Here is an 8,021-nt window from a genome sequence, read left to right on the forward strand (position 1 = left end):
TCCGGGACCGGACGGCGTGATCGTCCGACCGTGCGACGGTACGACCGCGACGCCGGGCCTGTGGACGACGCTCCGCACCGCTCCGCCCGACCTGGCAGCATGGCGGAGTGACAGCAGCAACGCACTCCCCTCTCTTCCCGCAGGTCCCGGAGACCGCCGACGCGGTGCTCGACGGCCTCGACCCGGAGCAGCGCGAGGTCGCCGTGGCCCTGCACGGCCCGGTGTGCGTCCTCGCCGGCGCGGGCACGGGCAAGACCCGGGCGATCACCCACCGGATCGCCTACGGGGTGCGGGCGGGCGTGCTGCCGCCCGCGAGCGTGCTCGCCGTCACCTTCACCAACCGCGCCGCCGGCGAGATGCGCGGCCGGCTGCGCCAGCTCGGCGCGGGCGGGGTGCAGGCCCGCACCTTCCACTCGGCCGCCCTCCGGCAGCTCCAGTTCTTCTGGCCGAAAGCGATCGGTGGCCCGCTGCCCCGGCTCGTCGAGCGCAAGGCGCAGCTCGTCGCCGAGGCCGCGGCCCGCTGCCGGCTCCGGCTCGACCGGAACGAACTGCGGGACGTCACGGCGGAGATCGAATGGGCCAAGGTCACCCAGACCGTGCCCGCCGACTACCCGGCGGCCGTCGCCCGCTCCCGGCGCGAGGCCCCCCGGGACCCCGCCGAGACCGGGCAGCTCTACGCGATGTACGAGCAGCTCAAGGGCGAGCGCTCGGTGATCGACTTCGAGGACGTGCTGCTCCTCACCGTCGGCATCCTCCAGGACCGGGAGGACATCGCCGAACAGATCCGCCGCCAGTACCAGCACTTCGTCGTCGACGAGTACCAGGACGTCTCGCCGCTCCAGCAGCGCCTCCTGGAGCTGTGGCTGGGGGAGCGGGACAGCCTCTGCGTGGTCGGCGACGCCAGCCAGACGATCTACTCCTTCACCGGCGCCACCCCCGACCACCTGCTCGACTTCCGCACCCGTCACCCGCGCGCGACCGTGGTCAAGCTGGTCCGCGACTACCGCTCCACCCCCCAGGTCGTGCACCTCGCCAACGGCCTGCTGAACCAGGCGTCCGGCCGGGCCGCCGACCACCGCCTGGAACTGATCTCGCAGCGCGGGACGGGCCCCGAGCCGGTCTACGCCGAGTACGGCGACGAGCCCGCCGAGGCCGAGGGCACCGCCCGCCGGGTGCGCGACCTGATCGCCGCCGGCGTCCCGGCCGGCGACATCGCCGTCCTCTACCGGATCAACGCCCAGTCGGAGGTCTACGAGCAGGCCCTCGCCGACGCCGGCGTCCCCTACCAGCTGCGCGGCGCCGAGCGCTTCTTCGAGCGCCGGGAGGTGCGCGAGACGCTCGCGGCCCTGCGCGGCGCCGCCCGCTTCGGGGCGAACGACTCGCTCCTCGACGGCGCCGACGACCTCCCCGCCCAGGTGCGAGCGGTGCTTTCCGGCCAGGGCTGGTCCAGCGCGCCGCCGGCCGGCTCCGGCGCGGTCCGGGACCGCTGGGAGTCGCTGGCCGCGCTCGCCCGGCTCGCCGACGACTTCTCCGCCGCCCGCCCCGGCGTCACCCTCGCCGACCTCGTCGCCGAGCTGGACGAGCGGATGGCCGCCCAGCACGCCCCCACCGTCCAGGGCGTCACCCTCGCCTCGCTGCACGCCGCCAAGGGCCTGGAGTGGGACGCCGTCTTCCTGGTCGGCCTCACCGACGGCATGCTCCCGATCACCTACGCCAAGACGGACGAGCAGATCGAGGAGGAGCGCCGGCTGCTCTACGTGGGCGTCACCCGCGCCCGCGTCCACCTCACGCTCTCCTGGGCGCTCTCCCGCTCCCCGGGCGGCCGCGCCTCCCGCGTCCCCAGCCGCTTCCTCAAGGGCCTGCGCCCCGGCTCCGGCAGCCGGCTCGGCGGCCACGGCCCGGCCGGCGGCGTCGAGCGGGGCGCCTCGGGCGGCCCGCTCGCCCCCGCCGCCCGCCGCCGCTCGCGCGGCCCGGTCCGCTGCCGGGTCTGCGGCGCCACCCTCACCGAGGCCGGCGCCATGAAGCTGCTGCGCTGCGAGGACTGCCCCTCCGACATGGACGAGGGTCTGTACGAGCGGCTGCACGCCTGGCGCGAGGAGCGCGCCCGGGCGCTCGGCCAGCCCGCCTATTGCGTCTTCACCGAGAAGACGCTCATGGCCATCGCCGAACGCGTCCCCGCCACCGGCGGCGAGCTCGCCGTGATCGCCGGGGTCGGCGCACGCAAGCTGGACCGCTTCGGAGCCGAAGTCCTGAGCATCTGCGCAGGTGAGGAGGGTGTGACGGGTGCCGAGGACGACTGATCGAAACTCGTGGGAAAAATAGTTTGCGCCTGCCCCGTCAAGCCCCATAGGTTCTTAACCACGCAGCAGCGGCTTCTGAAGAAGCGCTGTCTCGTGCTGTACTTGTCCAAATAAACATCGAGAGCCCGGCTCACCCCCGAGCTCTCCGAGACGCCGAGAGGAGGCGATTCCAGTGATCAGCAACATCGACAGCACCATCGTCCGCACCGCCAAAATGACCGATCGCTCGGTCGCCTCCGCCTGCTCGCTCGGCCTCTCCGCCTTTGCGCTCCTTGGCAGCGGTCTGCCCGTCACCGGTCTGTCCGGCAACGGCATGTCCGTCATCGAGCGCGATGAGCGACCGACCAAGGCACGGGTGGCTGCAGAGGGCAAGGCCGGAATCACGGCCTATGGCTTTGCGGCGGCCGGTGCCGGCAAGCAGCAGACGACGACGCAGCACCACACGATGTGGGCCTTCCGTGGGCTCGAACCCTGGAGTGATCCAGCCTGACCTGATCAGGCCGGCGCCTTCAGGGCCGCGGAACCCCACCCGGGATCCGCGGCCCTTCTGTTTTCCCCGAACGGGGACGACGGAGCGAAGGGGCCTCGGGACAAGAAAACCCCGGTACCAGCCGAAGACCCGGCCGACCGGCCGGAAACGACCAGACGAGGAAAGACACCCGTGCAACTCGAAGCGCACGCCCCGTCCGTACCGCCTTCCGAAACGATCCCCCCGTCCGGCCTCACGGAGGACCACGCCTTGACCCCCCTGACATCGCTCACCGCGCTCGACGACGCCATCGAGAACCTCGGCGTCCCGGTTCCCTGCCGCGCCTACGACCCGGAGGTCTTCTTCGCCGAGTCCCCGGCCGACGTCGAGTACGCCAAGTCCCTCTGCAAGACCTGCCCGCTGGTCGCCGCGTGTCTCGCCGGTGCCAAGGAGCGCCGTGAGCCCTGGGGTGTCTGGGGCGGCGAGCTCTTCGTCCAGGGCGTGGTCGTCGCCCGCAAGCGGCCCCGCGGCCGTCCGCGCAAGAACCCGGTCGCGGCGTGACCGCCCTGACCTGGGAGGCACCCCACAAGGCCCCCAGGCGCACCGGAACGATCGACCACCCCCTCACGCACGATCCCCAGAAGCAGGCCCCGATGACCACGCCCGCCACCGAGCCCACCGGCTCCGCTACCCCCGACTTCTCCCTCGCCGGCGCCCCCGCGCCGCGTCAGAACAGGACCCGTGACATGCAACTCATCCCAGAAGCCCTGGCCCGTGCCCATATGCACGAGCGCCGGCGTGAGGCCGACGCGGAACGTCAGGCCGTGCGCCTGATCGCCGCCCGGCGCATGCAGCGCCGCGCCGAGCGCGTCTCGCTGCGCGCCCGCCGCGCCCTCGCCATGGCCGTCATGAACTGACGCCCCACCAGGCGTCCCCGCGGGGGCCGGTCCGAACGGACCGGCCCCCGCGGTGCGTTGTCCCGCCGCGACCGCCCCGCCGGGCTATCGTCACGAGGATGAACGAGCCCCGCGCCGCGGAGGAGCCCGTGGCCTGCGCACGCTGCGGCAGGACCGCCGACACCCTCCCCCTCACCTGGACCTGCTCCGTCGAGAACGGGCGCCGCGAGTACTTCTGCGAGGAGTGCGCCCGCGCCAACATCCGGGCCATCGAGGGCCGCCTCGACTCCTCCTGGTGGTGACCCGCCCCGGCCGCGACGCGTGACCGGGGCGCCCGCCGGGCCGCCTGCCCGGAGGCCGGCTAGGACGCCGGCTCGAAGCCGGGCAGCCAGGCCGCCAGCTCGTCCCGCAGCCGGACCGTCGCGTTCAGCTGGCACAGCACGCCGATCGTGGACAGCGTCACCCGGTGGATCAGCAGGTACGACGGCGGCAGGTTCAGCTGCCGCCCCAGCTGGTGCGCGGGGGAGCGGGGATCGGCGATCCGGGCCGCCTGCGTCCGCATCCAGCCCCGGTGGAAGCCGAAGGACTCCGCCACCGCCGGCTCGATGATCGGCAGCAGGTAGTCCAGCACCTCCTCCGGGTCGAGGGCGACCGACTCCTTCACGAAGCCCTCCGACCGCAGCAGCGCGTACACCGGCTCGGCCTCGCCGGCCAGCGTCATCCGCAGACAGGTCCCGATCATCTCCGGGAGGCCGCCCGGCAGCCGGTCCACCGTGCCGAAGTCCAGCACCCCGAGCCGCCACCCGGCCGGATCGTCCGCCCCGTCCCCGCTCTCCGACGGCAGCAGCCGGAAGTTCCCCGGGTGCGGATCGGCGTGCAGCAGCCCGGTCCGCGCCGGGCCCGAGAACAGGAACCGGGCCAGCAGCTGCCCCGCCCGGTCCCGCTGCTCCTGACCGCCCTCCGCGATGACCTCCGCGAGCGGGATCCCGTCCATCCACTCGGTCACCAGCACCTGCTCCGCCTGGTGCACCACCCCCGGCACCACCACGTCCGGATCGTCCGCGAAGACCTCGGCGTGTTCCCGCTGGGCCCGCGCCTCCAGGGCGTAGTCCAGCTCCTCCGACACCCGCTCGCGCAGCTCCGCGATGAGCGGCTTCACCTCGATCCCTGGCAGCAGCGGCCCGAGCAGCCGGGCGAACCGGCCGAGCTGCGCCAGGTCCGCCAGCAACGCCTCCCCGGCGCCCGGGTACTGCACCTTCACCGCGACCTCGCGGCCGTCGTGCCAGACCGCCCGGTGCACCTGCCCGATCGACGCGGCCGCCGCCGGCTTGTCCTCGAACTCCAGGAACAGCTCCCGCCATTCCTCGCCGAGCCGCTCCGCCAGGACCCCGTGCACCGTCCGCACCGGCATCGGCGGCGCCGCGTCCTGAAGCTTCGTCAGGGCCGCCCGGTAGGGACCGGCGATCTCCTCCGGCAGCGCCGACTCGAAGACCGACAGCGCCTGGCCGAACTTCATGGCCCCGCCCTTGAGTTCGCCGAGCACCTTGAACAGCTGCTCCGCCGTCCGCTCCTGGAGCTCGCGGGCCACGAACTCGGCCGACTTGCCGCCGATCCGCTTGCCCAGACCCCATGTCGCGCGCCCCGCGAAGCCCAGTGGCAACGCGGCCAACTTGGCGGTCCGGGTGACCGCCTTCCGGGGAAGATCAGACATGCGCCCCTCCAATTCCCAGACTGCCGTGCCCTGCGGGGCTGCGCCCCATCCTTGCCGAACGCGCCTCCCCGCCTGCCGAGACGCCCACCCCCACCCTGCCGCGCGCGGCCCCGCAGGGACAGGCCGGGTGCGGCACCAGCCGCTCCGACCTCCACCCCAGCGAGGGCATCGACGCCTCCCAACGGGTCCCCGTGCTCGCCGGGAGCTCCCCGTCCAGAAACGCCAGCGCGTGCCCGGCGGCGAGCCCCGCCACCGCCGTCGCCAGCGCCACGTCACAGGCCGGCAGCGGATGCGGGGCGCCCGAACGCCACTGCGCGAGCAGCCGCGGCCACGCCGGGTCCCGGTCCGTCGCCTCCTCCTGGAGACAGCGGGCGCACGCCGTGCCGCCCGGCAGCACCAGCGGCCCCACCACCCCGGTCGCCTCCAGCACCCCCGCGTACAGATGCGGGATCCCGGCCGTCATCCACGGCTCCGCCGCCACCGGGTCCGGCACCCGCACCCCCAGACCGTCCCGCTCCGTCACCACCACGAGTGACAGCGCCTCCGCACCGCCCCCGTCACCCGGCACCGTCCGCCGGCACCTCCGCCGCGCGGCCACCGGACCGCGGGCCCAGCGCCCCACCAGCCGCCGCGCCGCCACCCCCCGCCGCTCGCCGACCGCCTCGGCCGGCAGCCCGCCCGGCGCCGTCTCCCACGGCTCGACCCGGCCGCCGTCGACGACCTCGCCACCGCCCACGCCCGCCGACGCGAGCAGCGCCGCCACCGTCGCGCCCACCCGCCCGGCGCCCCGCACCCGCACCCGCCGCTCCCGGCGGGCCGCCAGCCTCGCGAGCGCCCGCTCCGGCTCCGGGCACACCACCGAGAGCGCGGCCAGGTCCGCCCGCAGCGGATCCAGCGCCGCGTCCACCGCCCCCGCTTCGGGACCCGGCCGCGCCGGCCGTCCCGCCGCGGCCTCCACGAGCAGGCCCGCCGAGCCGAGCCGCCCGAGCAGCGCGTCCAGCCGTCCCTCCGGCAGCCCCAGCGCCGCCGCCTCCCGCCGCAGCGAGGCCGTCCCGCGCGTCCCGTCCATCAGCCCGAGCAGCCGGCCCGTCGCCGCGTCCACCTGATCCAGCACCACCGCGTGCGCCGGCGTCACCCCGTACTGCGCGCAGGTCAGACTGCGCCACGCCCGGCGCAGTGCCGGCTTCACCATCGGATGCATCCCCGCCCCCGTCCGTCCCGCCCGTCTCCGCTGTCCACCGGAACCAGACTGCCCACCGCCGCGGATCGGCGCCGAAAGTTGTCCACAGGCACGCCCGAAAGTCATATAGGTCATATGAAGGGGATTCCGTTGCGTCCGCCGGGTACCGTCGAAGGCGTGCCAGTCGAGATCCGCAGGAGCGCCCGCCGCACCCGTTCCGTCTCCGCCTACCGCGAGGGGGACCGCACGATCGTCCTCATCCCGGCCCGGATGTCGGAGGCCGAGGAGCGCCGCTGGGTCGGCGTGATGCTGGAGAAGCTCGACGCCAAGGACCGGGACAAGGAGCGCCGCGCCACCCGCGGCGACGCCGAACTGGCCGAGCGGGCCGCCCGGCTCTCCGCCCAGTACCTCGGCGGGAAGGCCCGGCCGGACTCGGTGCGATGGGTCACCAACCAGAACAGCCGCTGGGGCTCCTGCACACCCGCCGAGGGCACCATCCGACTCTCCCACCGCCTCCAGGGGATGCCCGAGTACGTCGTCGACTACGTCCTGCTGCACGAGCTCGCCCACCTCCTCGTCCCCGGCCACGGCCCAGCCTTCTGGCGGCTCCTGGAGGCGTACTCGCGTACCGAGCGGGCCCGGGGCTACCTCGAAGGGGTGGTCGCCGCGGACCGCCTTCCGCACCCGCCGGACGGGGACACCACGGCCTGACGTCCGATTTCCCGATTCCGTACCGGATCCGACCTCCCCTGTCTCAATGTCGGCCCCAGCGGTTAGCCTGGCGCGAGTCATTCGCCATCGGGATGGGGGACGGTCGTTACGCATGGCCAGGGAATTCCAACGCGGCCACAAGGCCAAGATCAGTGATCTGACCGCGGGCACCGATCTGTACGTGGGCGTGCAGATCGCGGCTCCCGGGCTCACCTTCGACATCAGCTGCTTCGGCCTCGACGCCGACGAGCGGCTCTCGGACGACCGGTATTTCGTCTTCTTCAACCAGCCGAAGTCGCCCGAGGAGTCCATCCAGCTGCTCGGGGCGCAGTCCGGCGACACCGAGTCGTTCCGCGTCACCCTCGACCGGATCCCCCCGCAGATCCACAAGCTCGCCTTCACCGCCACCATCGACGGCAACGGCCAGATGTCGCAGGTCGGCCCCGGCTGGATCCGGATCGTCGCCGGCGGCGAGGAGGTCGCCCGCTACGCCTTCACCGGCGCGGAGTTCTCCACCGAGCGCGCGGTCATGCTCGGCGACTTCTACCTGAAGGACGTGTGGCGCTTCGCCGCCGTCGGCCAGGGCTTCGACGGCGGCCTGGAAGCGCTGCTGCGGAACTTCGGCGGCGAGGTCATGGAGGAGGAGCCCGCCGCTCCCCAGCAGGCGGCCCCCCAGCAGGCGGCCGCCGGCCTCGGCGCCCCCGCCCAGGCCGCCGCGCCCCCGGCCTTCGGCGCCCCCGCCGCCCCGGCCCCC

Annotated in this window: 9 protein-coding genes; 7 read left to right on the forward strand and 2 right to left on the reverse strand. The window is 74.0% G+C overall.

Annotated features, from left to right (window positions below; translation table 11 throughout):
* The first annotated feature begins 107 nt into the window (after positions 1–107).
* The 5 genes from IE321_RS30725 (at position 108) to IE321_RS30745 (ending at position 3,967) form a co-directional block, all read left to right on the forward strand.
* The gene (locus tag IE321_RS30725) at positions 108–2,300 is read left to right on the forward strand and encodes an ATP-dependent DNA helicase UvrD2 (RefSeq protein ID WP_190225287.1); all 2,193 of its coding nucleotides are present in this window, start codon (positions 108–110) and stop codon (positions 2,298–2,300) included.
* 175 nt (positions 2,301–2,475) lie between these two features.
* A complete protein-coding gene (locus IE321_RS30730; protein ID WP_190225292.1) occupies positions 2,476–2,790 on the forward strand; it encodes a hypothetical protein in 315 nt (104 codons plus the stop codon).
* Positions 2,791–2,961: 171 nt separating this feature from the next.
* Positions 2,962–3,330: a WhiB family transcriptional regulator gene (locus IE321_RS30735; RefSeq protein WP_031013886.1), complete on the forward strand. Its 369-nt coding sequence runs from the start codon at positions 2,962–2,964 to the stop codon at positions 3,328–3,330.
* The gene (locus IE321_RS30740) at positions 3,327–3,686 is read left to right on the forward strand and encodes a putative WhiB-interacting protein (RefSeq protein WP_051842595.1); all 360 of its coding nucleotides are present in this window, start codon (positions 3,327–3,329) and stop codon (positions 3,684–3,686) included. Before IE321_RS30735 ends, IE321_RS30740 begins: the two co-directional genes overlap by 4 nt.
* 98 nt (positions 3,687–3,784) lie before the next feature.
* Positions 3,785–3,967 (forward strand): hypothetical protein, encoded by a 183-nt coding sequence (locus IE321_RS30745; RefSeq protein WP_043228881.1) that lies wholly within the window; start codon positions 3,785–3,787, stop codon positions 3,965–3,967.
* Positions 3,968–4,026: 59 nt separating this feature from the next.
* On the opposite strand, the gene IE321_RS30750 is transcribed toward IE321_RS30745, so the two are convergent.
* The gene (locus tag IE321_RS30750) at positions 4,027–5,376 is read right to left on the reverse strand and encodes an ABC1 kinase family protein (RefSeq protein ID WP_190225288.1); all 1,350 of its coding nucleotides are present in this window, start codon (positions 5,374–5,376) and stop codon (positions 4,027–4,029) included.
* Complete coding sequence (locus tag IE321_RS30755; RefSeq protein WP_190225289.1) at positions 5,369–6,577, reverse strand: TOMM precursor leader peptide-binding protein; 1,209 nt, start codon at positions 6,575–6,577, stop codon at positions 5,369–5,371. Before IE321_RS30755 ends, IE321_RS30750 begins: the two co-directional genes overlap by 8 nt.
* 114 nt (positions 6,578–6,691) lie before the next feature.
* On the opposite strand from IE321_RS30755, the gene IE321_RS30760 reads away from it, so the two are divergent.
* Together IE321_RS30760 and IE321_RS30765 are read left to right on the forward strand one after the other, a co-directional pair.
* A complete protein-coding gene (locus IE321_RS30760; protein ID WP_190225290.1) occupies positions 6,692–7,267 on the forward strand; it encodes a M48 metallopeptidase family protein in 576 nt (191 codons plus the stop codon).
* A 112-nt stretch (positions 7,268–7,379) separates the two neighbouring features.
* Positions 7,380–8,021 (forward strand): TerD family protein (locus IE321_RS30765; RefSeq protein ID WP_190225291.1); only part of this gene is annotated, 642 nt, incomplete at its 3' end.

Source organism: Streptomyces hydrogenans, from assembly GCF_014656075.1.
In the GTDB taxonomy this organism is placed as follows: Bacteria; Actinomycetota; Actinomycetes; order Streptomycetales; family Streptomycetaceae; genus Streptomyces; species Streptomyces hydrogenans.